This window comes from Salipiger sp., assembly GCF_048261495.1.
Lineage (GTDB): Bacteria > Pseudomonadota > Alphaproteobacteria > Rhodobacterales > Rhodobacteraceae > Salipiger.
Genome location: NZ_JBLXFX010000005.1, coordinates 52,841 through 76,195 on the forward strand (window position 1 = coordinate 52,841; position 23,355 = coordinate 76,195).

Genomic DNA, 23,355 nt, shown 5'->3' on the forward strand with positions numbered 1-23,355 from the left:
GGTGTTTGCGTCAGACCCCGCTCAGATCAGGAAATCGTCCGCGGTGAGATCCATGACCCCGGTCAGTTCGATCTCGAAATCCGCGAGGCCGTCGCCGTCCACGTCGGCCTGCACGATGGTGTTGCCGCCCTCGTGCACATAGGCCAGCTCGCCCGCCGTGCCGGACAGGCCCGCATCCCCGACGAAGTCGAAATACTGCTTGTTGCCCTGCGTGGTGTCGGCGTCGAAGCGGCGGATCTCGATCCGGTCCTCGCCGCTGACGAAATCGGTGATGACATCGCGATTGCCCGCCCCGACACCCGATTCCGCGATGTTGAAGTAGATGTAGCGGTCGCGGCGATCCTCGTCCGGGCCGCCGGTCATCGTGTCCGCCCCGAGCCCGCCGTAGAAGGCATCCGCCCCGGTCTGACCGAAGAGGAAGTCGTTGCCCGCGCGGCCATAAAGGCGGTCCGACAGGCCGCCGGTGTAGAACACGTTGGACCCGGAATCGCCGCGCAGCTGGTCCACCGTGTCGCCGGTCTGGAAGACCTCGACATTGGCAAAGGTGTCGCCCACCGCGTCGCCATACATGAACTGCGTGTTCTGCAGGTCGACCCGGACCGAGGTCGTCGCGCTGCGGTAGCTCACCACGTCGCGCCCGGCACCGCCGTCGATGAAATCGGCCCCGGCGCCGCCGTCCAGCGTGTCGTTGCCCGCCCCGCCGAGCAGCGTGTCATCCCCGCCGAGCGCGAGGATCAGGTCGTTCCCGGCAAGACCGTCGATGGTGTCCGTGCCCTCGGTCCCCGGAACCGTATCGGGGCCGGGGGTGCCGTAGATCACACCCGGAGCGGGCTCCGCCTCGGGCAGGTCGAGCAGCACCACGTTCAGCAGGTCGCTGCCGAAGGGCGCGGCGCCGTAGTAGCTGACCAGGAGATCGCCTTCGGGCGTGACCAGCGAATCGCCGAGCGACTGCACGCCTGTGGTGTAGTCGTGAAAGCGTACCGGTTCCTCGAGCGAGGTGCCGTCCGCATCGAAGAGTTGCACGAAGAGATCGTAGTCGTTGACCCCGACCGCCATCTGCCAGAGCACCACGAAGCGGCCGTCGGGCAGGACCTGCACTTCGCCGCGGGCATACTCGATGGCGTCGGGATCATCCGTCGGGAAGGGAATGTCGATGGTGCGCTCGAGCACGCCCGCGTCGTCGTACCACTGGGTGCGGAACACATCGACGGGATCGTCCGAGCGGATGTCCGGGTCGAAGTTGTAGACCACGACAAAGCCGCCTTCGGGCCGCGCGGTGATGAATTCGAGCGATGAACCGATGCCCCGCGCGATCCCGGCCGAGGAATCGCCGGGCGCGTAGTCGTAGGACAGTTCGACCGGGCCGGTCGCGCCGGCAATTCCTGCGGGCGCGCCGACGAGGTCCGGTGCCGAAATCCGCAGCGTCACCGCGCGCGTTCCGGACAGGGCGACCACCACATCGCCATTGGCCAGCTGCAGCAGCGTTGGTTCGCTGGCGCGGTCAAAAAGCTCGACCGGATCGCCAAGGCTGGTGCCGTCGGCCGAAACCACGCGACCGAAGGTGGCGCCGCCGGTCTCGTGCTCGTAGGCGACGATGGCGCCACCATCGGCCAGGCCGAGCAGGTCGCCGGAGGCGATGTCGTTGTAGCTGGAGGCACGGGGGTGGCCGTCGGGGATCGGCAGGTCGATCGTGGCCTGCTGCTGCGCGCCGCGCGGCGCGCCGGAGCCGCTGAAGGCGCGGATGTTGTAGTCGTCGAAGATGTCGCTGGACGGGCGGAACTGTTCCCATGTGACCGCAAAGCCGCCCCCGGCGAGACCGACAAGCGCGGGCGCGCTCTGGTAGCCGTCAAGGTCGGTGTTGACGATCTGCGACGCGGTCGCCCCCGACCCGTCGGCGTTCAGGATGCGGGCGTAGATCTCGGTATCGAAGCCCATGTAGTTCGACTGGGTCCAGGCCGCCGCGACGCGACCGTCGCTCAGCAGGGCCAGTTCCGGGCTTGAGGAAATGTAGTAGCCGGGGCCCATGATGCTGCCCAGGGCATATTCCGTACCGATGCCGATCGTCATTGTTCGTTCTCCCTTGCGGCGCGCCACCGTGGCCGCCGCCTGTCCGTTCGGGGCGCCCGTCCGTGACGGACCGCATGGCCGCCCTCCCCGGACGCCGTTTTCGATGATGGGGTGGGTCGGGCCGCCGGGTCATTGCCGCCGGGTCCGTCCGAAGCTCCGGGGCCGGTGCGGCCCGAGGAGAGAGGGTGCAGGCTGCGCCCCGATGCCGTCAGCCCGGGGGCCCGGCCGCCGAACGGCGCACCGCCGGAGGGCGCGCGGTCGGGCAAGGGATGGGCCGGGAAAAGCTGCATGAAATATCCTGCGCGGAGGCTGCCGGGATGCCCCCCGGCAAGATGCGCCGGGTCGCTGAATTGATGTGATCATGCCGGATGGCCGGGCCTGCCCGAAACCGGGCGGCGGAACGATCCGGAACGTGGAATGCAAGAGCACAGGACAATGCGTCACCTGTGTCTTTTCGAAAGAGAGTCAGCTCATCCCGTACCCTGAGAAACCTTTACCGTTCGATCAAAAATGCCCGTCGACCGGCAAAAGTCAAGGCAGGCTTTCCACGACTTGCGTCCCGGATATCGGTCACATCGAGGGATGGTCGGCACCGCGCCCCGCCCCGGAAGGCGGGCGGGCGCGACAGGGCTCACAACAGGAAGTCGTCGACGGTCAGGGTGACGAGTCCGGTCAGCTCGATTTCGAAATCCGGAAGCGAGTCTCCGTTCGTATCCGCCATGACGATGGTGTTTCCGCCTGCGTGGACATAGGTCAGTTCGCCCGCCGTGCCGGAAAGGCCCGCATCGCCCACGAAGGTGAAATGCTGCTTGAAGCCCTGAGTGGTGTCGGCGTCGAAGCGCGAGATCTCGATCCGGTCCTCGCCGGCGACGAAATCGGTGATGACGTCGCGGTTGCCCGCGCCCGGACGGGATTCCTGGATGGCGAAATAGATGTAGCGGTCGCGGCGGTCGGCCTGCTCGCCGCCGGTCATGGTGTCGGCCCCGAGGCCGCCGTAGAAGGCATCCGCGCCGTCCTCGCCGAAGAGCAGGTCGTCACCGCGCCGCCCGTAGAGACGGTCCGACAGGCCGCCGGTGTAAAACTCGTTCGCCTGATCGTCGCCGCGAAGCTGGTCGACGGTGTTGCCGGTCCGGAAGACCTCGATGCTGACGAAGGTGTCGCCCACCGCGTCCCCGTACATGAACTGGCTGTTCTGCAGGTCGACACGGACCGAGCGCGTGGCGCTTTCGTAGCTTGCCACGTCGCGCCCCGCTCCGCCGTCGAGATGGTCGCCCCCGGCGCCGCCGTCCAGCGTGTCGGCATTGGCACCGCCGAGCAGGGTGTCGTCGTCCGCCCCGCCGGACAGATGGTCGTTGCCGCCGAGCCCGGAGAGCGAATCCTCGCCCGGCCCGCCCAGCAACGTGTCGTTGCCGGAGCTGCCGATCGTCGTGTCGTTGTCGTCGGTTCCGGGATGATAGACCCCGGCGTTCGGATCGCCCGACGTCCGCAGCGTGGTGTTCGTCCCGTCGGTGAAGATGCTGAAGGTGATGCCGTCGAAATTGCCTTCGAGCCTGAAGCTGGAGTCCGCCTCGCCGTCGCCGTCCGTGTCCAGCGACACGATGGCCGCCCCGAGGACGACCCGGATCAAGAGATTGCTGATGTCGGCTTCGTAGAGAAAGCCGAACAGCACCATCGCCGCCGCCGCATCGTAGGGGTCGTAATCGCGCAGGGTGACGCCGTCGTACTCCGCCGCGGTGCCCTGGATGGTGTCGGCCCCGCCCCTGAGGTTCACCACCTCGACCTCGGTCGTCAGTTCGATGAGGTCGGCGCCTGTGGTGCCTTCGATGGTGCCGGAGTTGCCGCCGGTGCCGGTGTCGGTTTCCAGCACGGTGAAGTTGCCGAAGGGAGTCGAGCCCGCGCCGGGGGTCAGATCCGCGACCATGTGCGTGCCCGCGGTGGTGCCGTCCGTCACCCAGAGCTCGCGCCCGTGCGCGGGATCGTAGGCGACGAAATAGACCAGATCGCCCACCGCGATGAACTCCCTCGGCGAGGAAGAGACCGCGCCGGGGTTGACGTCGGCCAGCAGCCGGGTTCCGGCGGCGGTGCCGTCGGTGATCCAGAGTTCCGAACCGTTGGCGGCATCGGTCGCGGAAAACACCATGCGGGTGCCGTCCCCGACCGGGGTGAAATACGACGGCCGCGAATCCGCCGGGCCGGGATTGATGTCGCGGACCATGCGGGTGCCGGCGGTGGTGCCGTCGGTGATCCACAATTCGTCGCCCTGCGCATCGGTTTCGGCCTGGAACAGGACCCGCGTTCCGAAGGTGGCGAATTCAGCGGGAAAGGAATCCTCCTCTCCCGCATTGATGTTGCGCAGCAGCCGCGTGCCCGCGTTGGTGCCGTTGGTCACCCAGATCTCGGACCCGGTCGCGCCGTCGTCCGCCTCGAAGACCACGTAGTCGCCCGCCGCCGCGTAGTGGCTGATGAAGGGCGACGAGGGGCCGGGGTTGACGTCGCGGACGAGGTAGGTTCCGGCGGCGGTGCCGTCCGAGGCCCAGAGCTCGCGACCCTCGTCGTCGGTCTTGGCGTCGAAGAAGACGAGGCCGAGCGCCTCGCTCCAGACGCCGAATTCCGGGGCGGAGTTCGAGAAGGCATTGCCGGGCCGGATGTCGCGCACCATGAAGGTGCCCGCAGCCGTGCCGTTGCTCACCCAGGGTTCGGTCCCGTGCGCGCCGTCGTCGGCGTTGAAGATCACCCGCCCGTCGCCCATGAGGACGAAATCGCGGGGCCGGGAATCCGCGGCGCCGGGCGCGATGTCGGAGACCAGGTGCGTGCCCGCCGCCGTGCCGTCGGAGATGAACAGCTCCAGCCCGATGTCGAAGTTCCCGGCGGCGAAATAGACATGATCCCCGGCGGAAAAGAAGTTGAAGGGGTCCGAGGTCAGCGCCCCCGGCAGCAGGTCGGAGAGCAGCCGCGTTCCCGCCGGGGTGCCGTCGGTGAACCAGATCTCCTCGCCCTGCGTGCCGTTGTCGGCGGCAAAGAGGACGCCGCCCGGCAGCGCGGCGGCTTCGCCCCGCGACCCGGTGACGGAGTTTTCGGCCCCCGGGTTGATATCCGCGAGCCGGCTGGCTCCGGTCCCCGCCGCGTTGGTGACATAGGGTTCGACCCCGGTCGTGCCGTCATCCGCCGTAAAGAACAGAACCTGCGCCATCATCCCCTCCTGTTCGCAGGGGCGGACCGGGAGCGGTCCGCCCGTCTTGTCGTCAGGGCCACCGTGCCCGCCGGACGCCGGCCGGGCCCCGCCTGCCGGGTGTCACAGCAGGAAATCAGACGCTTCGAGATCCATGACACCGGTCAGCTGGATCTCGAAATCCGGCACGGCGTCACCGGTCACGTCGGCCTGCACGATGGTGTTGCCGCCCTCGTGACGGTAGCCGAGCTGCCCTGCCCCGGTCAGCGGTGCATCCCCGACAAAGGTGAATTCCTGCCGGAAGCCCCGCGTCAGATCCGCATCGAAACGGGAAATCTCGATCCGGTCCTCGCCGGGGGTGAAATCGGTGACGACGTCGCGATTCCCGGCGCCGACCCCGCTTTCTACCATGTTGAAATAGATGAAGCGGTCGCGCCGGTCGTCGCCGCCGCCGGTCATCGTATCGGCCCCGAGCCCGCCGAAGAAGGCATCCGCCCCGTCCTGGCCGAACATCACGTCATTGCCCGCGCGCCCGTAGAGGCGATCGCTGAGGCCGCCGGTGTAGAAGACGTTGCCCGACGCATCGCCGCGCAGCTGGTCCACGGTGTTGCCGGTCACGAAGACCTCGATGTTGCGGTAGGTGTCGCCCACCGCGTCGCCGTAGAGGAACCGGTCGTTCTGCAGATCCACGCGGACCGAGCGCGCGGCATCGACGAAGGTCACCACGTCGCGGCCCGGTCCGCCGTCATAGGCATCCCCGCCCGCGCCGCCGTTCATGGTATCGTTGCCCGCACCGCCGAAAAAGGCGTCGTCCCCCGGCGTCCCGGTGAGATTGTCGTTGCCGTCGCCGCCGCGGACGATGCGGGCATCGGCGGTCGCGCGCAGTTCGGCGGCGGTGTAGGTTTCGCCTCCCAGGATGAAGACCTCGACCCGGCCGTAGCGGTCCTGCCCCTCGGGCGAGGACAGCAGCAGCCAGTTGCCGTCCTCGGTCACCTGGATCTCCTCGCGGGAGGAGAGCAGGATCGCGGTGTCGATCCCCGGTCCGCCGTCGGCAAAATCGTGCCCCGGTCCGCCGAAGATGGTGTCGCGCCCCTCGCCCGCGAACATCTCGTCGCTGCCGGTCTGCCCGACGAGGCGGTCGTCGCCCGCGGCGCCGAACAGGAAATCGTCACCCGCCGCGCCATAGAGGCTGTCGTTGCCGATATTGCCGAAGATGCCGTCCTCGCCGGGGGTGCCGATGGCCTGCGCGCCGTCGAGATCCTCGATCGCGATGTCATGGGCGAAGAGCGTTTCGAGACCGACCGCCGCGCCGAGATCCAGCAGGACCTGCTCCATCCAGTCGGCGGCATCGACCACCGCGTCGACCACGGCGGAGATCATCGAGGACACCGCGTCGCCGATGGTCGCGAAGACGGAAAACAGCGGGTCGAGTATCTCCATCATCGCATCGGCGACTCCGCCGAAGATGTTCAGGTTGAAGCCGAGACCGGAGAGGATCCCGAGGACGATATCCTCGATCGTGTCCTGCACCACGCCGACGAAATCGGAAATCGCCTCGATGGCGTCGATCAGGTTCCAGGTCGGCAGGGGCCAGATGTGGATGTCGATGTCGAGCGCATCGTAGATGTCGTCCGCGATGTTCGCGGCGCTGGTGAACACCGTCAGCGCACGGTTCATCACCTCGCGGATCGACGGCAGGTCGGGCAGCACCGCGTCGATGGCGGAAATCGCCTCGTTGATCGCATCGCCGATGGCGCGCAGCGGCGCCAGCAGCGCGTCGCGGGTTTCCTGCCAATCGCCGGCAGGGCCGGCATAGGCATCCATCCGGCGGCCGAGTTCGGTGTCGGCCGGGACGGACTGCCCGGCCATGAAGGCTTCGAGACGCTCGGCCTCCTCGATCCGGTTGTCGATGGCGGTCTCGATGAGGATCGCCGCCGGTGCGAGCTGTTCGAGGAAGATGTTGAGCGCATCCGCGGCGTCATGGGCCGGGTCCCAGGTCAGGGCCAGGGCCTCGAACACGTCGGCCTGCCGGTCGATGGAATTGCCGACCGTGTTGGAGACGCGGTTGAGCTGCTGGATGGCAAAACCGATGCCGTAGGGCAGCGCGCCCAGCACCCGGACGAGCGCATCGGGCAGGTCCACCGCATCGGCGCGTCCGCGCAGGTAGTCTTCGATTTCCCCGGGGACCGAGAGCGTGCGCTCCGCGGTTTCGGACGCGAGGGCGAGGTATTCGTACACGTCTATCGCCGTGTCCGCGTCCCCGGCGAGAAGCCGCACGTTCGCGGTGTAGGTGTCTATGCTGGGCATCACAAATTCCGACCAAAAATGGATTGAAGCCCGGAAAATCCCGGGTCTCTTCATGCAGGGCCGGGACAATTCCGACCGACTGGGGGGAGCACCCGGCGGATGCTTCCCCCAGGGAAAGGGTAACACATCCACCGGCCCGGGCAAAGCCGCGAGACTCCGCCGCTCAGAGCAGGAAGTCGTCGGCGATCACGTCCATCATGCCGGTGAGCTCGATTTCGAAGTCGGCCACCCCGTCGCCGTCGCGATCCGCCTGCACGATGGTATTGCCGCCTTCGTGACGATAGCCGAGCTCCCCCGCCGTGCCGGAAAAGTCGACGCTGCCGATGAAGATGAACTCCTGCTTGTTGCCCTGCGTGATGTCGGCGTCGATGCGGCCGATCTCGATCCTGTCCTCGCCGGGGCGGAAATCGGTGATGATGTCGCGGTTGCCCGCGCCGGCGCGGCTTTCCTCGGCCTGGAAGTAGATGAAGCGGTCCCGCCGCCCGAGATCGGAGCCCCCGGTCAGCACGTCCGCGCCGAGGTTGCCGTAGAGCGCATCCGCCCCCGCCCCGCCGTCGAGCGTGTCGTTTCCGCGCCGGCCGTAGAGCCGGTCCGAGACCCCGCCGCCCATGAAGTGGTTGTCGGCATCGTTCCCGCGCAGGTTGTCCGCGAAATCGCCGCCGACGGCATTTTCGAGGCCGTTGTAGGTGTCGCCCTGCGACGCCCCGGTCTGGTAGAAGCGCGCGTATCCCGCACCGCTCACATCCGACGCGAAGTCGAGCAGCACGCGCCCCGTGGTGTCGGAATAATCCACCCAGTCGCGCCCCGGCCCGCCATTCAGCGCATTGGCCCCGCCGTCCCCGGCAAGCGTATCGTTGCCCGCCGCGGCGTTGATCTGGTCATCGCCCGAGCCGCCGCTGAGCAGGTCGTTGCCGGTCGATCCGGTGAGGGAATCGTTGCCCGCCGCCCCGAACAGAATGGTGACGTCGCCACCCGCCCGCAGGGTGTCGGCGAGGGTGCTGCCGATCAGCGCCTCGACCGCCGAGAGCGTGAAGCTGTTGCCGCCGTAGCTGCCCATCCCGGTGCCGCCGTCGAAGGTCAGCGCGGCCGTTGCCGTCCGCCCGTCCGCCGTATCGCTGCCCTCGCCGCCGTCGATCAGATCGGTGCCCGGCGACAGGCGGATGGTGTCGTCGCCGCCCATGGCCGCGACGTTGTCGTCGGTCGTGTAGGTGTTGATCGTCTCGCCGCTGGAGGAGCCGGTATAGACCAGCCCGAACAGGTTGTCGGGCAGGATCAGCGCAAAGAACTCCGGGTGGGTGTTGATCGTGACGTCGCCGGGCAGCCCGAAGGAGGGCGCGATGCGGAACCCCGGGTTGTCGGGCGGCTCGTTTCCGGTCAGCGGCGTGCCCAGCCCCGCCGCGTCGGACAGGTCCTGGAGACTGGTGAGGTAGGGCAATTGCAGGGAGCCGGCGAACGCGCCTCCGACGGTGTAGCTGATGCTCCAGTCCGTGACGCTGCCGGTGTAGCTGTAGCCCACCCCCGCCGTGAGCGTCGCGCCGAGGCCGGAGCCGTGCGCGGTGAGGCTGTAGCCGATGCCGTCCAGGGTCGTCTCGAACGAGATCGACATCCCGTCCGCGGCCGCCGTGACGTTGTCGGGTTCGTCGAAGGCATCGACCGAGATGCCCTCCAGCGAAAGTCCGACGCTGATACCACCGAATTCGAATGCCATGGTCTTCCCCCTGATCACTTTTCCCGCCGATCCCTGCGGGTTGCATTGCCTTGAAATGCGGGCCTCCGGACATCGGATGCACGGAACCCCGCCCCTTGAAAACAGACCCTTGCCGCAACGTTCGCCACCCGGCCCGCGCGCAGAGTGCCGCAACTTGTGCATCCGGGGAACCCCGTTCGCCCGGCGGCCCCCGCCCCGACCGTCGACCGGGAACGGCCGTGCGGCGGGCGCCATCACCGTCGCGCGCCGCGGAGGACCGGAGTCTGCGCCCATATTGACCAAACGTCAACATGGCCGACCCGGTCCGGCACCGCGCTCCCGGACGGCGCCCGGGTCGCCCGACGCCGCAAGTTCGAAGCACTTTCCGGCCTCGGAGGGGTTGCCTTCCCGGAAGCCGCGCTGGCAGGACGGGTACAACCAGAAATTGCCGAGGCGACCCATGTCCGAACTGATCCGCAACACCGGCACCGACGCGGCCTTCACGCTCTGCCCGAACCGTCACGCGGACCCGGCCCTGCCCTGGACGCCGGAGCAGGATTCGATCCTGAACGACACGGCGCTGGCCGAGGCCCGCGCGACCATCTCCGGCTGGGCCGGGTACGAGCCGACCCCGTTGCACAGCCTGCCCACGCGCGCCCGGCAGGCCGGCGTTGCCGAGGTTCTCTACAAGGACGAAGGCAGCCGCTTTAGGCTCGGCAGCTTCAAGGCGCTCGGCGGGGCCTATGCGGTGGCGCGGCTGCTGCGGACCGAACTGACCCGGCGGCTCGGCCGGCCCGTCTCGATGACGGAGGTCACCTCCTGTTCGCTGCGCCAGGCGGCCGAGATCACGGTCTGCTGCGCGACGGACGGCAACCACGGGCGCTCCGTCGCCTGGGGCGCGCAGTCCTTCGGCGCCCGCTGCGTGATCTTCCTGCATGCCACCGTATCGAAGGGCCGCGAGGAGGCCATCGCCGCCTATGGCGCACGGATTCGCCGCACGCCGGGCAATTATGACGACAGCGTGCGCGTTGCCCGGCAGACCGCCGAACGGGAGGGCTGGTTCGTCGTGTCCGACACCTCCTATCCCGGCTACATGGCCATCCCCCGCGACGTGATGCAGGGCTACGAGGTCATGGCGGACGAGGCGTTCGGCGCCATGTCCGCGCCCCCCACGCACATCTTCCTGCAGACCGGAGTCGGCGGCATGGCGGCGGCGGTGACGGCACGGGCCAAGCGCCGCTGGGGCGCCGGGCGCCCGCGCATCGTGCTCTGCGATCCGGACCGCGCCGCCTGCTGGCGCGACTCGTTCCGGGCCGATGCGCCGGTTGCGGTGACGGGCGATCTCGACACGCTGATGGCCGGGCTCGCCTGCGGTGAGGTGTCGGCCCTCGCCTGGGAGATCCTGCGCGATCATGCCGATGCCGCGATGGCCCTGACCGATGCCGCGGCGGTCCGCGAGATGATCCGCCTTGCCCGCCCCGAGGCCGGAGACCCGCCCCTCGTCGCCGGCGAATCCGCCGTTGCGGGGCTGGCCGGGCTGATGGCCGTTTCGGAGGATCGCGAGGCTCGGCAGCTTCTGAAGCTCGACGACTCGTCGCGCGTGCTGGTCTTCGGCACCGAGAGCGACACCGACCCGGAGGTCTACGCCGCCCTGACCGGCCTCGCCGGCGAGGAACTGCGCCGCGCCACCGGCTGAACGCACTCCCGCGCGGGGCGGTCCGCCGCCAAGCGCGCAACATTCCTGCCCCTGCCCGGCGCAGGGCGGCATCTGCGGCTGGTCGTCGGAAGAAGGAAAAGTCGTGCGATCCGGAAAACTCAGCGATTCCGCTGTCTTGTCTCGGATCAGTGGTGAGCCGTGCAGGATTCGAACCTGCGACCCACTGATTAAAAGTTTTATTCACCTCACATCCCGCCAGTTCCCGGACGCACAACAAATCATTGACACAACTACCGTTTACGACATCAACTTACCGAACAGACTTCGTTCAATCCCCGCCATTTCCCATCTACGCGCGTCCTATTCGCGTCCTAGCACGGTACAACATGCCCAGCGCAACGCCACGCACAACGAGCCCGCAGCGGCTCTCTCAGGGGCTAATTTCCAGCCTTAAGCCTGAAGAGCGCGACTATTACATCCGCGACAGCGAAGTTCGCGGCCTGCAACTAAAGGTCACTCCGGCGGGCAACAAAAGCTTTGTACTTCGCTATCGGAACGAAGACGGCAGAGAGAAGAAGATCAAACTAGGGAACTACCCTGCACTGACAGCCTCTGGCGCTCGACTGAAGGGCAAGGAACATCTTGCGAAGGTGGCGCTCGGAGAGGACCCCGCCGATACAAGAACCGCGCGAAGGCGTGGGATGACGTTCGCCGAGTACTCTGAGCAGTTTCTCGTCGAGCACGTCGATCTGCATTTGGCGGACAGCACTCAACAAGAATATCGCCGACTGCTTCGGCGCTACCTCTACCCGGACATTGGTGGCTTCCCCATGGCCAATATCACTCGGGAGGACATGGAGGCTATCAAGCGAAAGATGAGCGGTACGCATCACCAAGCGAACCGCGTTCTCGCATTGGCCCGCAAAATCTTTAACCATGCCATCGAAAACAACCACGCGCAGGTTCAGCTGAACCCCGCTCAGCACGTCAAAAGCTTCAAGGAGCTTCCGCGCGAGCGAATCCTGAATCCTTCGGAACAGGGTCGTGTCATCCAAGCTATTCGCGAACTTCGTAAGGCTCACCCGGAGAATACCCCGTCGTACGACGCGATTTCCTTTCTGTTTCTGACCGGTCGTAGGCGGTCGGAGGTCCTTCAACTCAAATGGACAGACATCGATTTTGAGCGAGGAATAATCTACTATCGTAAGACCAAGACCGATCCACAGAAAGGCGACCTGACTGATGACATGCGGCGATTCCTGTTAGACATCAAAGCTTTATCAAGCTCAGAGTACGTGTTCCCCGGCAGAACCATCGATCAACCGCTGAAGGACCCCAAACGAAGCTGGGCAGCTATCCAGAAGTTAGCAGGACTTGAGGGCGTTCGGCTGCACGACATTCGCCATACAGTTGTTTCGGAGGTAACGTCGTCAGCGGACCTACAGAGCGCAGCGCTGGTAGCCGGTCACAAATCCCTGCAATCCACCATGCGGTACGTGCACGGGCGGTCCGCTGTTGCCACCAAGGCACTTCAAGACGTCGGAGCTAATCGTTCGGGTCTTCTGTCCAGAGGCCGAGGAGAGGGCATCACGGATGAAAATTAAACATCAAGCCGACACGGGACGAAGAAAGATCAGCGACGCCCTCCGAAAACGACGCATCAGAAAGATAAACATCTATGCCCAGCACGAGGAGGATATTTCGCCCCCGCCGATCAAGCGCGGCGCTCGACAAGGGATCGAGACACCTGACGGATTTGTCGACGAAGTAATCGCCGCGCAAATGTTAAACGTATCCATAAGTACCCTTCAGAACCGTCGGAGCCTGAGAAAGCCCCCGGAGTACATAAAACGAGGGAGGCGCGTCTTTTACAAAAAATCCCTTCTGGAAGTGCTGCAGAACTTACCCCACAGGGAGTGGTGACCGGAACCATTCTTTCGAAAGGACTAGAAGGGCGCCCCCCCTCACCACCAATTCTGGAAAAATTTGTGGAAAGGCAAGGGGAACGACATAACACATTTACAGGCTTCCAAACCAGCAGGTCCCCCGCCACAGTCATGTACTGTATATAGACACCACAAGTATAACGGATCGTATAACAGATTGCGCATAAATCACTGAAAATAATAGTAAATCAAAAAAAATCATCTCTACACTCCGGAAGTGACCACTAAATGTTGCAATCGATTGCAAAAAGAGAATCTGTCTACTGGCGCGGTCGGCGGAAACCGCGGCTATTTGGACAGATAGCTGCGAACACCCGATTTATTTGATTGACAACCTAAAATCCTACCTGCGAGGTGACCAGATGTACACAAGCGAACCAACGTTCACAGGTGCACAAATGCATAAATCTGCAAACCTCGTTTCCTACATCCGGGTATCCACCCAACGCCAAGGTCAAAGCGGGTTAGGCTTAGAAGCCCAGCGAAAATTCGTGCAAAGATACGCTGAAAGCAATAACTCCAAAATCCTTGCCGAGTTTGTCGAGGTCGAAAGCGGCAAACGGACAAATCGTGCCGAGCTTGCCGCGGCTATCCAATTTTGCCGGAAGAATGATGCAGTCCTCGTCATCGCCAAGCTCGATAGACTTGCCAGAAACGTACACTTCGTCTCGGGCCTTCTCGAAAGCGGAGTGAAGTTCCATGCCGCCGACATGCCGAACGCAGATCGATTCATGCTGCACGTGTACGCTGCGATGGCCGAGGAAGAAGGGCGGCGTATCAGTGAGCGAACGAAGAGCGCACTTGCTGCCGCTCGCGCCCGCGGCGTCAAATTGGGAGCAACGGGGCAAGCACTTGCCGGAAGGCACAAAGCGCACGCCGACGCCTTCGCGATAGCTATGGCTCCCAATATCGATGAACTGAGGCGAATGGGGCTTTCTGTGAGAAAAGTCGCCGAACGGCTCAATTTGGACAAGGTTCCAGCCTATTCTGGTGCAAGGTGGCACGCCACAACCGTTCAACGTCTCATCAAACGCATCGAGTCCCTTTCCAAGGGGAACCCCAACACCCCCCCATGTCAGAGCACATAACAGAACGATCAGATTTCGTACGTACGCTACAAGAACCCTTTCAGGTCATGGCGGAAGACTGCTTCGTTGATCGCATTGAAATAACTATCGGAGACTGGGGCTTGTTCGGCTCCGACAGGGAGGTGACCAACCAGGTTCATCGGCTTCGAGACGCCGAAGTATTCGATGTCAACGGAGAAACACTACCGCTGTTTCGTTCGATACAGGCTCAAAGTTCACGCGGCAAGATCGATGCGAGCTTTGCTACGTCCAGAGACGACGACAAGATTTCTGGTCGAACTCCTTTGATTTCTGGGCACCTCGAAAAATCGGGGCGTTTTCGCCGATATGAAACGCTGCAAGGCGCAGAGCTACAGTTCTGCTTCGCCTGCACCCTAAACTTGACCAGATGGGTTCAGGCGCAAGGTCTGAAAAGGGTTACGCGCCTGAACCGACCGAAGATCGCAAGTGAATATGTGATGGCAATCGATCCGGACCCAGCATGGTATGCGGACGAGCGGCCTTTGGTTCCGTCAACCAATATCGTTATAGGAGGCCTAAAGCGATACGGATATGCCAAGGGTTACCCCCTTGAGTACCATTTCGCAAATTATCTTCGCGCCACGTCACGAACGCTGCATCGCGCTATCACTCAACTTCCGTTGGATGGTCAGCGTCAGCCTCTTCGGGAGCGCTACTACGCCATTAGAGAAATCGAATTTTACTGGGAGTTCGATCACACCAGCCCTATTTCATACGTCTGGAACGTCATTCGCCCTGCGCTCGGCCTATCGGAGCGGTGCTATGTCGGTAGTCGGGACACATCCGAGGGCTCTGCTGAAATCTACGGGCAAAGCCCAAACGTAAAAGTTATGCTCGCCAAAGGGGCGTGGCTAAGAGTTTACGCCAAGACAGACAGACGAGTGCGCTTCGAAATACTTTTGGAAAGCTCTGCCATTGAAAAGGTCTCTGGCCCCCGCGGCGGCAATAGCTTTCAATCGATTGCACGGAAGCTTGGCGACCTTCGTGCATACGCCACGCTGAAATTAAACGAAGTTCTGCCGACGCTAAATCAAGGGCCGCCTGCCCCAACTACTGCAACAGCCTTGCTTCTGATGTCGGAGATACAGCGGGCAAGCCCAGATCATCACCTTGCGGAAATTATCTTATCGGCATTGGTCGCCTTCGGTCGGATTGCCCCTTTGAACAACGATCCGGTGCGCGACACAGTTGACAGACTGAAGGATGCGGGAGTCTTGGAACCTGTGAGGCGCCGCAGCCGAATTTGTGTCGTAACAGCCGAATATCGCGCTCCATTGGACCAGCTTCGCCAGCTTCTTAGGCATCACTCCTCAGTTGCCTCCGGCGAACAAAACTAATCACCAGCAGCGACAGGTCTTAAGACGTATCCTTCAAATTCTCGCAATGTCGAGGGGGTGCCGATCAAAGCAGAACGCACCCGGTCGCGGTTCTCAGACGTGGAAATATTGACCTGCATCTTGTTGAAAATGTTCTTAGCCACCCATTGGAGCATTGAAGACAAATCGACTTCCTTCATTTGCTGCTGGCCCGGCTCATCGAAAACAAGAAAACCTATATGATTACCCCCAAAGTCGCGACATACGATGAGTATCGATAAGTAATAGGCCCACTTCAAACGGATACCGTCACTAGCTGAAACTTCAAAGCCAATTTCGCGCTCCACCAGTTCACCGTCTTCGGCGCGGCGCAGCACCTGAGGACGAAAATCAGTGTCCGAAATCGTTATCTCCTGAGGTTCGAATGTTGTGAAATTGAACTCTTTGAGTAGAGATTGCGTAGTGCTCTGAAGAGCCAAGTGCTTCCTCCTGTCTCGACCCGAAAGCTCCGCAGCTCCCAACTCAGCCAATTGCCCTCTAACCTCAACCCAAAGCGACGCGAGTTCTTTGAATTGGTCTAAGTCTTCAGAAATGCTCTCCTGTTGCTGTTTCCACGATGCAAGTTTTCCACCAAGTTGAACCGCGCGTTCTAGGTCAGCTCGTGACAGGGTGGCACCGGGCCGGACCAAATCTGACTTAACAGCGCGGATGCTGGCGCGAATATTTTCAATCTCTTCGCGCAATGATTTCATAAGAGTGACCGCACCTCTTAAATCCAACTCGGCATTGGCTAGCAAAGCTTCATAAAGCTTCATCTGAGATTTTATGAAGACAATATTCTCTTCAAGACCCATAGCGCTCGTACTTGCGTCCGGGAGGAGTTCGTGTTCCAGACCTTGATGGCACGTTGGGCAGGTCTCGAATGCAACACTCTCTCCAAGAACCGATCCAAATTTCTTCAACTTAAGAGAGTCTTGATTTTGAACCAAATCTTCCCTCAGGGCAAAAATTCTTTCGCTCAATGCATTTCGTTCAGATATGGCAATCTTATAGTCGTTGTTAGCAATAGATAGCTCAGCCAGCTTATCGCCCAGCGCAACCTCTAACTCCTCGAGTTGAACCTGCAATGCCTCGGAGGCCTCCGATACCGGAGCAAGTTCCTTCGTTTCAATTTCTTGAATTTCGGCCTCAATCAACTTCTCAGCGTTCTCGATAGATTGCCACTCACCATTATGGAACACCCGCACGCCCAAGATGCCATCTTCTGCGAACTCAGGAGTAGGCAATAATGGAACACCTTCTACTTTGATCGTAGAAGGTCCGTCCCGAAGGAGTTCTCTACGGAGTTCTTTCCAATCATTTTCAATTTTGCTCCTTGTTCTACGCAACTCGGCGAGTTGGCGGCGCGTCTTACCTACGTCTAGATCAAGAACAAATTCCATTACCCGCCTGTTTAGGTCTTGAATTCTGAACAGCGTTGGAAACGGGCCTTGCGTAATCGACCATCCACGTTTCTGTTCGACAAAGAACAATGGGAACATTGCCTCCATGTAGAGTGGAGCCTCTGATCCATCAAACCTAGAGACCTGCGGGATGCTCCATCCTAACTTCTTGGCAAGAAATACGTGGAAACCTGACGCATTTTGTGCCGCCCCCGGATCGTGCAGAAAAAAATCTTGTCGGTCTTTGCCTTCGTATTCAGCATCAAGGTTACCGCTCCACGTTTGAACCAGTCTGCGGTCTGTATCGCCGACCACCTCCCGTTTGATGGAGAATAGCCCACCTCGATCATCATCAAACGTTACTGCAACGAAAGACTGAAGAACCGGAAGCAGTTCATCGTGAACTTTCTCACGAATTTCTTCCCGCATCGCGAAAGGAAGCGGCACATCCAAGGAAGCGCCAAGCGACCGCTCAAATCCCAACGCGTACAACAACGACTGCATAAGCGTTGATTTTCCCGAGGAATTATCGGCCCAGACCACATTTAGGCCACCGCGGAAGTCCGCATCCACACCGAATGTTTTTTCCTTCGTGTAGGAGCGTAGCCGAATAGTTCTTACTTGTATCATACACGCACCTTAGATGCTGACAAAACGCTAATCACGAGTTGTTCCGACAATCCTTTAGCGGCCACTTTCAAGTAGTTCTTTTCCTCTTGTAATACCTCCTGACTTTCTGAAAGCGTCTTTGCGGCCAAAATACCCGCCTCGGTCAACTTGGCCGTGGTACGGTCGTTCGCAACTCCCCACTGGGCAAACCCTTCAGAAACTAAAAAGTCCAAAGTACGGGCAAAAGCTGGCTCAACCCTTATCGACCACGAGTAAAACCCTTGATCGGAGGCGAGAAGCCTTGCCAAGTGTTCCTTTGAACTGCTTACCCGCATTGCATCATTCAGCATATGAAGCTTCGCCAGCGATGCCTTCTTCCCCCGCGAATAGTACAACATCAGAAGTGTTACTGATAGGCGCCAAGCAATTCTCATATCACCTGACACTGCCTTCGGGCGTCTTTGGAACCTCAGCGTTGCAGCTTCATCTACCATTTAGGGCTGATGTTCCAAAAAGTCCAACGGGCAATCAAGCAACCAAGTGCCCAATTGCCCTTGGGCGAGAGCACTTCGAAACGCAGGGGACAAATCCGGAAGCGCTTCTTTTAGCTTCTCCTGCAAACCCTTCAATTCACTATTCAAAAACTCATTTGCCGTTCCATTTTGATCACCGATCAAAGACAGTCGTTGCTCTTCCATTGAAATAGTGGTGAACCAAGTCTCCCATTGGTCTGGATAATCCCTTTGCAGGTCCTCCGTCACATTTTGCTTTGTGATACTCGACAGTATCCAAGCCTTTGCCTTCGCTTCCAGAGCGGCGTCCGCGACCCCGGGATACCCCCTCTTAAGCTTTTCCATTACACGTTCAAATAGATCGCTCCCTTGGGGTAATCCGCCAATATCCCCTTCGGAGGCAACTTTTAGCTTTAACGGCAAGCCCTTCCCTTTAGCCCTCAGAAGATCGTACTCGTCTGAGAAGTCTTCAATTGACTTGCCGAGTCCGATAAATGGGGAATTGCAATAACCTAGCTTTTCGATATTTTCGCCTGATATTTTCTTTTGAATGTGGCGCAAAACGTCCTTATCTTCGAAAAAGGGGCATAGCAATATCCATCTATCAAACTTAAGTGGGCCAACTATGCCAAGAATCTTCGGCTCATATTTGCGGAGTTTTTGAATGTCAGAGGTGACTTTCTGTTTCATTCCGCTTGCGGCTTTGCCGACATCTACTACTTCTTTGGGTGCGTAGCATTGATAGAGGCAGCCATCAGTTGTGAAGAACTCTAGGCCAGCATCTCCATCCACCGTATCCGGGACGGTCTGGACATTTGCAAAACCATGCTTGAGCGAGACCAGACGCAGAGCAAATCTCTGCCACTCAGTGCCGTCCCAAGCTCTAGGGTAGGTTTGGTTGGACAATATTGACCTATTGGGTTGCAACTACGCTCGACCGACAAGAAAATGTCGAATGACTTCAGTCTTACAGAAGCTTTCGTTGCGCACAATGCATAGGTTGTATGCCGCTGCATGAAATCACTTGAAGTCACAACGGTTGCGTTAGGACGTCGCGCGATCTTCGCCACAGGGTAGGTCGCCTCGGGTACGGACGTAAACCTGAATGAACGGCGCAACACAAACCACGTGCGCTCCAACTACGTCCTATACACGTCCTGGAATTACAAAGGGCTCAGCCGTTTCCGGCTAAGCCCTTGAAAACAGTGGTGAGCCGTGCAGGATTCGAACCTGCGACCCACTGATTAAAAGTCAGTTGCTCTACCAACTGAGCTAACGGCCCACTAGGCGGGCTATCTAGAAAGAGCGGCCATCAGGGTCAACCCCAAAAAACCGCTTTTGATGAATGACCTTCGGGCAAAGCCCGCGCGGCACTGGAAAGCCCCCCGCAACAGGCGTATATGCCGCCGCATGAACGCAGCGCCCCGCACCCCTTTGCCCTTCATGAAAATGCACGGGCTCGGCAACGACTTTGTCGTGCTGGACGGGCGTGCGCGCTCCATCGCCGTCACGCCGGGGCTGGCGATGGCCATTGCCGACCGGCACCGCGGCGTGGGCTTCGACCAGCTTGCGCTGATCGAACCGGACAGCCGCGCCGATGTCCGGCTGACCTTTTTCAATGCCGACGGCTCGACCGCCGGCGCCTGCGGCAATGCCACGCGCTGCATCGCCCGTTTCCTGATGGAGGATACCGGCCGCGACGCCGTAAGCCTGCTGACCGAACGCGGCCTGCTCGAGGCGCGGGACGCGGGCAACGGGCTGACCTCGGTCAACATGGGCGCGCCGCAGACCGCCTGGCAGGAGATTCCGCTGGCCGGGGCCATGGACACCCTGAGCCTGCCGATAGACGGCAACCCGGTCGCGACCGGCATGGGGAATCCCCATTGCACCTTCTTCGTGTCCGATGCCGAGGCGGTCGATCTGGCCGCCTTCGGCCCCCGTCACGAACACCACCCGCTGTTTCCCGAACGCACCAACGTGCAGGTGGCCAGCCTGATCGGGCCGGACCACCTGCGGATGCGGGTCTGGGAGCGCGGCGTGGGGATCACCCTGGCCTCCGGCTCGTCCTCCTGCGCCACCGCGGTGGCCGCCGCGCGTCGCGGCCTCACCGGGCGGCGGGTGCGGATCGACCTCGACGGCGGCACGCTCGACATCGACTGGCGCGAGGACGGCGTGCGGATGACCGGGCCGACGGCGCATGTCTTCGACGGCATGTTCTCGACCAACTGGCTGGAGGCGGCGGAATGACCCCGCCGCGCTTCACCACCATGGGGTGCCGGCTCAACGCCTACGAGACCGAGGCGATGAAGGCCCTGGCCGAGCAGGCGGGGATGGGCGATGCCGTGGTCATCAACACCTGCGCCGTGACCGCCGAGGCCGTCCGCAAGGCCCGCCAGGAGATCCGCCGCCTGCGCCGCGAAAATCCCGAGGCCCGGCTGATCGTCACCGGCTGTGCGGCGCAGATCGACCCCGACAGCTTTGCCGCCATGTCCGAGGTCGACCATGTGATCGGCAACACCGAGAAGATGTCGCCGGACACCTGGCGCGGGCTCAACCCGGATTTCATCGGCGAGACCGAGCGCGTGCAGGTCAACGACATCATGTCGGTCACGGAAACCGCCGGGCACCTGATCGACGGATTCGGCACGCGAAGCCGGGCCTATGTCCAGGTCCAGAACGGCTGCGATCACCGCTGCACCTTCTGCATCATCCCCTTCGGGCGCGGCAATTCCCGCTCCGTTCCCGCCGGGGTGGTGGTCGACCAGATCAAGCGGCTGGTGCAGGGCGGCTTCAACGAGGTGGTGCTGACCGGGGTCGACCTGACCTCCTGGGGCGCGGACCTGCCCGGCACGCCCCGGCTCGGCGACCTGGTGATGCGCATCCTGCGCCTCGTCCCCGATCTGCCGCGCCTGCGGATCTCGTCGATCGACAGCATCGAGGTGGACGAGAACCTGATGCTGGCCATCGCGACCGAGCAGCGCCTGATGCCGCACCTGCATCTCAGCCTCCAGCACGGCGACGACCTGATCCTGAAGCGCATGAAACGCCGCCACCTGCGCGACGATGCGATTCGCTTCACCGAGGAGGCGCGCAGGCTCCGCCCCGGCATGACCTTCGGCGCCGACATCATCGCGGGCTTCCCGACCGAGACCGAGGCGCATTTCGAGAACTCCCTGAAGCTGGTCGAGGAATGCGACCTCACCTGGCTGCACGTCTTCCCCTATTCGCCGCGCCCCGGCACCCCGGCGGCCCGGATGCCGCAGGTCGACGGACGCGCGATCAAGGCACGCGCCGCGCGCCTGCGGGCCGCGGGCGATGCCCGGGTCGAGCGTCATCTCGGCCAGCAGCACGGCCGCACGCACCGCATCCTGATGGAGGCCCCGGACATGGGCCGGACCGAGCAGTTCGCCGAGGTGTCGCTGGCAAGCCCGCAGCAGGAAGGCGCCATCGTGACGGCCACGATCACCGGCCACAGCGGCGCGCGCCTCACCGCCTGAGACTTCCATCCCGGCGGCGTTTGGTGCATGACGTCCGGATGACACCGCACCGCAGCGCCCTTCTCGTGCATCTCTTCACCGCCACCGGCGCGGTCTTTGCCATGCTCGCCCTGCTGGCGGCGGCGCAGGAAAACTGGTCGATCATGTTCCTCTGGCTGGTCGTCGCCTTCGCGGTGGACGGGCTCGACGGTCCGCTGGCGCGGCGCTACGACGTCAAGACCCATGCACCGCGCTTCGACGGGGTGCTGCTGGATCTCATCATCGACTACCTGACCTATGTCTTCATCCCGGCCTTCGCGCTGTTCCGGTCCGACCTGCTTCCGGGCTGGACGGGATGGGTCGCGATCATCGTGATCACCTTCGCCTCGTCGCTCTATTTCGCCGATAGCCGGATGAAGACCGAGGACAATTCCTTCCACGGCTTTCCCGGATGCTGGAACATGCTGGTGCTCGTGCTCTTCGCGCTGAAACCCAGCTTCTGGGTGATCCTCGCCCTGGTCGCGGCGCTGGCGGTGGCGATGTTCCTGCCGCTGAAGTTCATCCACCCCGTTCGGACCGAGCGCTGGCGCACCCTCTCGCTGCCGGTGGCGCTGGCCTGGACCTTTTTCGCGGGCTGGGCGGCCTGGGTCGATTTCCATCCCGAAAGCTGGGCACACTGGGGGCTGGTCCTGACCTCTTTCTACCTGCTCTTCGCCGGGATCGCGCAACAGGTCGTGCCACGGCGCACCGCCTGATCCGACGCCTTTCCGGGGGAAGGCCCCGCGGCAGGGGCGTCACGACAGCCACGGCCGTGGAGACTGCGGGCCCGGCCCGCAGGCGACGCAACCGGCGCGGCGCCTGCGCCGCTCCGCCTGACGGGTCTTGCCAAGCGCGGGGCAACGGCGCAAAGCCGGGGGCATGCGCCCGATCGCTCCCGCCCCCCTGCTTGCCGCCGGACTGACCGTCCTCGCCTCCGCCTTCGTGGCGGGCACCACCCTGCTGGCCAAGATGCTGGGAACCGGAACGCTCGGTCCCGCGCTGAACCCGCTGCAGGTCAGCCAGGGCCGATTCGTCTTCGCCTTCGCCGCGCTGCTGATCGGGGCCGCCGTCCTGCGTCCCCGTTTCACCGCCCCGGCCTGGCCGATGCACGTGCTGCGGGTGTTCTTCGGCTGGGGCGGCGTCAGCTTCATGTTCGCGGCGGCGGCCTTCATTCCGCTCTCCGACGCCACCGCGATCAGCTTTCTGAACCCGGTCGTCGCCATGCTGCTCGCCATCCCGCTGCTGGGCGAGACCGTGGGCCGGGTGCGGATCGCCGCCGCGCTGATCGCGGTGGCCGGCGCGCTGATCCTGCTGCGCCCCACCCCCGAAGCCTTCCAGCCCGCCGCCCTGCTCGCCCTCGGCGCGGCGCTCTTCCTCGGCAGCGAACTCATCGTGCTCAAGCGGCTCTCGGGGCGCGAGGGACCACTCCAGATCCTGCTCGTCAACAACTTGATCGGCATGGGCATTTCCAGTGCCGCCGCGGCGCTGGTCTGGCAGATGCCGACCCCGGCGCAATGGGCGGCCCTCGCCGGAGTCGGCGGCCTCATGGTGTCGGCCCAGATCTGCTTCATCCACGCCATCGCCCGCGCCGACGCCAGCTTCGTGTCGCCCTTCTGGTACGTGACGCTGGTCTTTGCCAGCCTCTACGATTTCGCGGTCTTCCGCGTGGTTCCCGACGGCATCTCGGTCCTCGGGGCCGTCGTCATCGTGGCCGGAGCCGGCCTGCTGGCCTGGCGGCAGGCCCGCCTCGGACGCGGCCGGGAGAGCGCCGCCGCGCCGCTACCCGGCGCCGTGCCGCCTCAGCGCGACAGCCGCGAATCACGGTAGCGCGCCCGGCGGCGTCCCGCCCGCGCGCGCCGGGTCCGGCGGTCCCGTGCCGAGCCTGCCGGAATCGGCCTTCGGATTGTCGGGGATCGCCGGTGGTTTCCGTGACCGCGCCTTGTATCTCGGGACGCGATGACTACAATAGGGCCACCCAAGGAATTTCCAGGCGGTCCGGAACGCGGGCCGCTTTTTCGC

15 protein-coding genes and 1 tRNA gene are annotated in these 23,355 nt (G+C 62.7%); 8 read left to right on the forward strand and 8 right to left on the reverse strand.

Translation table 11 applies throughout. From position 1 onward, the window contains the following. Positions 1-21: 21 nt before the first annotated feature. The 4 genes from ACN0RJ_RS11650 to ACN0RJ_RS11665 all read right to left on the reverse strand — a co-directional run bounded on the left by ACN0RJ_RS11650 (position 22) and on the right by ACN0RJ_RS11665 (position 9,251). Positions 22-2,067, reverse strand: coding sequence for a calcium-binding protein (locus ACN0RJ_RS11650; RefSeq protein WP_417724361.1), 2,046 nt, complete (start codon positions 2,065-2,067; stop codon positions 22-24). Positions 2,068-2,698: 631 nt separating this feature from the next. Beyond that, entirely contained in the window at positions 2,699-5,257 is a 2,559-nt protein-coding gene (locus tag ACN0RJ_RS11655) for an ELWxxDGT repeat protein (protein ID WP_417724362.1), read from the reverse strand. Positions 5,258-5,359: 102 nt separating this feature from the next. Further along, on the reverse strand, positions 5,360-7,543 hold the full coding sequence (locus ACN0RJ_RS11660) for a calcium-binding protein (protein ID WP_417724363.1): 2,184 nt from the start codon (positions 7,541-7,543) through the stop codon (positions 5,360-5,362). Between the two features lie 163 nt (positions 7,544-7,706). Then, entirely contained in the window at positions 7,707-9,251 is a 1,545-nt protein-coding gene (locus ACN0RJ_RS11665) for a calcium-binding protein (RefSeq protein ID WP_417724364.1), read from the reverse strand. 439 nt (positions 9,252-9,690) lie between these two features. Between ACN0RJ_RS11665 and ACN0RJ_RS11670 the strand changes: the two genes are divergently transcribed. The 4 genes from ACN0RJ_RS11670 to ACN0RJ_RS11685 all read left to right on the forward strand — a co-directional run bounded on the left by ACN0RJ_RS11670 (position 9,691) and on the right by ACN0RJ_RS11685 (position 15,279). Further along, positions 9,691-10,926: a diaminopropionate ammonia-lyase gene (locus ACN0RJ_RS11670; protein WP_417724365.1), complete on the forward strand. Its 1,236-nt coding sequence runs from the start codon at positions 9,691-9,693 to the stop codon at positions 10,924-10,926. Between the two features lie 347 nt (positions 10,927-11,273). Continuing rightward, positions 11,274-12,491, forward strand: a complete 1,218-nt coding sequence (locus ACN0RJ_RS11675; RefSeq protein WP_417724366.1) for a tyrosine-type recombinase/integrase — start codon at positions 11,274-11,276, stop codon at positions 12,489-12,491. A 704-nt stretch (positions 12,492-13,195) separates the two neighbouring features. Beyond that, positions 13,196-13,921, forward strand: a complete 726-nt coding sequence (locus tag ACN0RJ_RS11680; RefSeq protein ID WP_417724367.1) for a recombinase family protein — start codon at positions 13,196-13,198, stop codon at positions 13,919-13,921. A gap of 47 nt (positions 13,922-13,968) precedes the next feature. Continuing rightward, positions 13,969-15,279 carry a hypothetical protein gene (locus tag ACN0RJ_RS11685; RefSeq protein WP_417724368.1) on the forward strand — a complete coding sequence of 437 codons (1,311 nt, stop codon included), beginning with the start codon at positions 13,969-13,971 and terminating at the stop codon, positions 15,277-15,279. On the opposite strand, the gene ACN0RJ_RS11690 is transcribed toward ACN0RJ_RS11685, so the two are convergent. The 4 genes from ACN0RJ_RS11690 to ACN0RJ_RS11705 all read right to left on the reverse strand — a co-directional run bounded on the left by ACN0RJ_RS11690 (position 15,276) and on the right by ACN0RJ_RS11705 (position 19,103). After that, positions 15,276-17,273, reverse strand: a complete 1,998-nt coding sequence (locus ACN0RJ_RS11690; protein WP_417724369.1) for a hypothetical protein — start codon at positions 17,271-17,273, stop codon at positions 15,276-15,278. The two genes, ACN0RJ_RS11685 and ACN0RJ_RS11690, sit on opposite strands and share 4 nt — an antisense overlap. Before the next feature lie 53 nt (positions 17,274-17,326). After that, complete coding sequence (locus ACN0RJ_RS11695) at positions 17,327-17,707, reverse strand: hypothetical protein (protein ID WP_417724370.1); 381 nt, start codon at positions 17,705-17,707, stop codon at positions 17,327-17,329. Between the two features lie 96 nt (positions 17,708-17,803). Further along, positions 17,804-18,727, reverse strand: a complete 924-nt coding sequence (locus ACN0RJ_RS11700) for a hypothetical protein (RefSeq protein WP_417724371.1) — start codon at positions 18,725-18,727, stop codon at positions 17,804-17,806. Positions 18,728-19,027: 300 nt separating this feature from the next. Then, positions 19,028-19,103: transfer RNA gene (locus ACN0RJ_RS11705), tRNA-Lys, on the reverse strand. Positions 19,104-19,264: 161 nt separating this feature from the next. Here ACN0RJ_RS11705 and dapF point away from each other — a divergent pair. The 4 genes from dapF to ACN0RJ_RS11725 all read left to right on the forward strand — a co-directional run bounded on the left by dapF (position 19,265) and on the right by ACN0RJ_RS11725 (position 23,163). Then, positions 19,265-20,068 (forward strand): diaminopimelate epimerase, encoded by an 804-nt coding sequence (gene dapF, locus ACN0RJ_RS11710; protein ID WP_417724372.1) that lies wholly within the window; start codon positions 19,265-19,267, stop codon positions 20,066-20,068. After that, a complete protein-coding gene (gene mtaB, locus ACN0RJ_RS11715; protein ID WP_417724373.1) occupies positions 20,065-21,318 on the forward strand; it encodes a tRNA (N(6)-L-threonylcarbamoyladenosine(37)-C(2))-methylthiotransferase MtaB in 1,254 nt (417 codons plus the stop codon). The genes dapF and mtaB overlap by 4 nt, the downstream gene beginning before the upstream one ends. 38 nt (positions 21,319-21,356) lie before the next feature. Beyond that, positions 21,357-22,052 (forward strand): CDP-alcohol phosphatidyltransferase family protein, encoded by a 696-nt coding sequence (locus ACN0RJ_RS11720; protein WP_417720055.1) that lies wholly within the window; start codon positions 21,357-21,359, stop codon positions 22,050-22,052. 163 nt (positions 22,053-22,215) lie between these two features. Then, positions 22,216-23,163: a DMT family transporter gene (locus ACN0RJ_RS11725; protein ID WP_417724374.1), complete on the forward strand. Its 948-nt coding sequence runs from the start codon at positions 22,216-22,218 to the stop codon at positions 23,161-23,163. Positions 23,164-23,355: the final 192 nt, after the last annotated feature.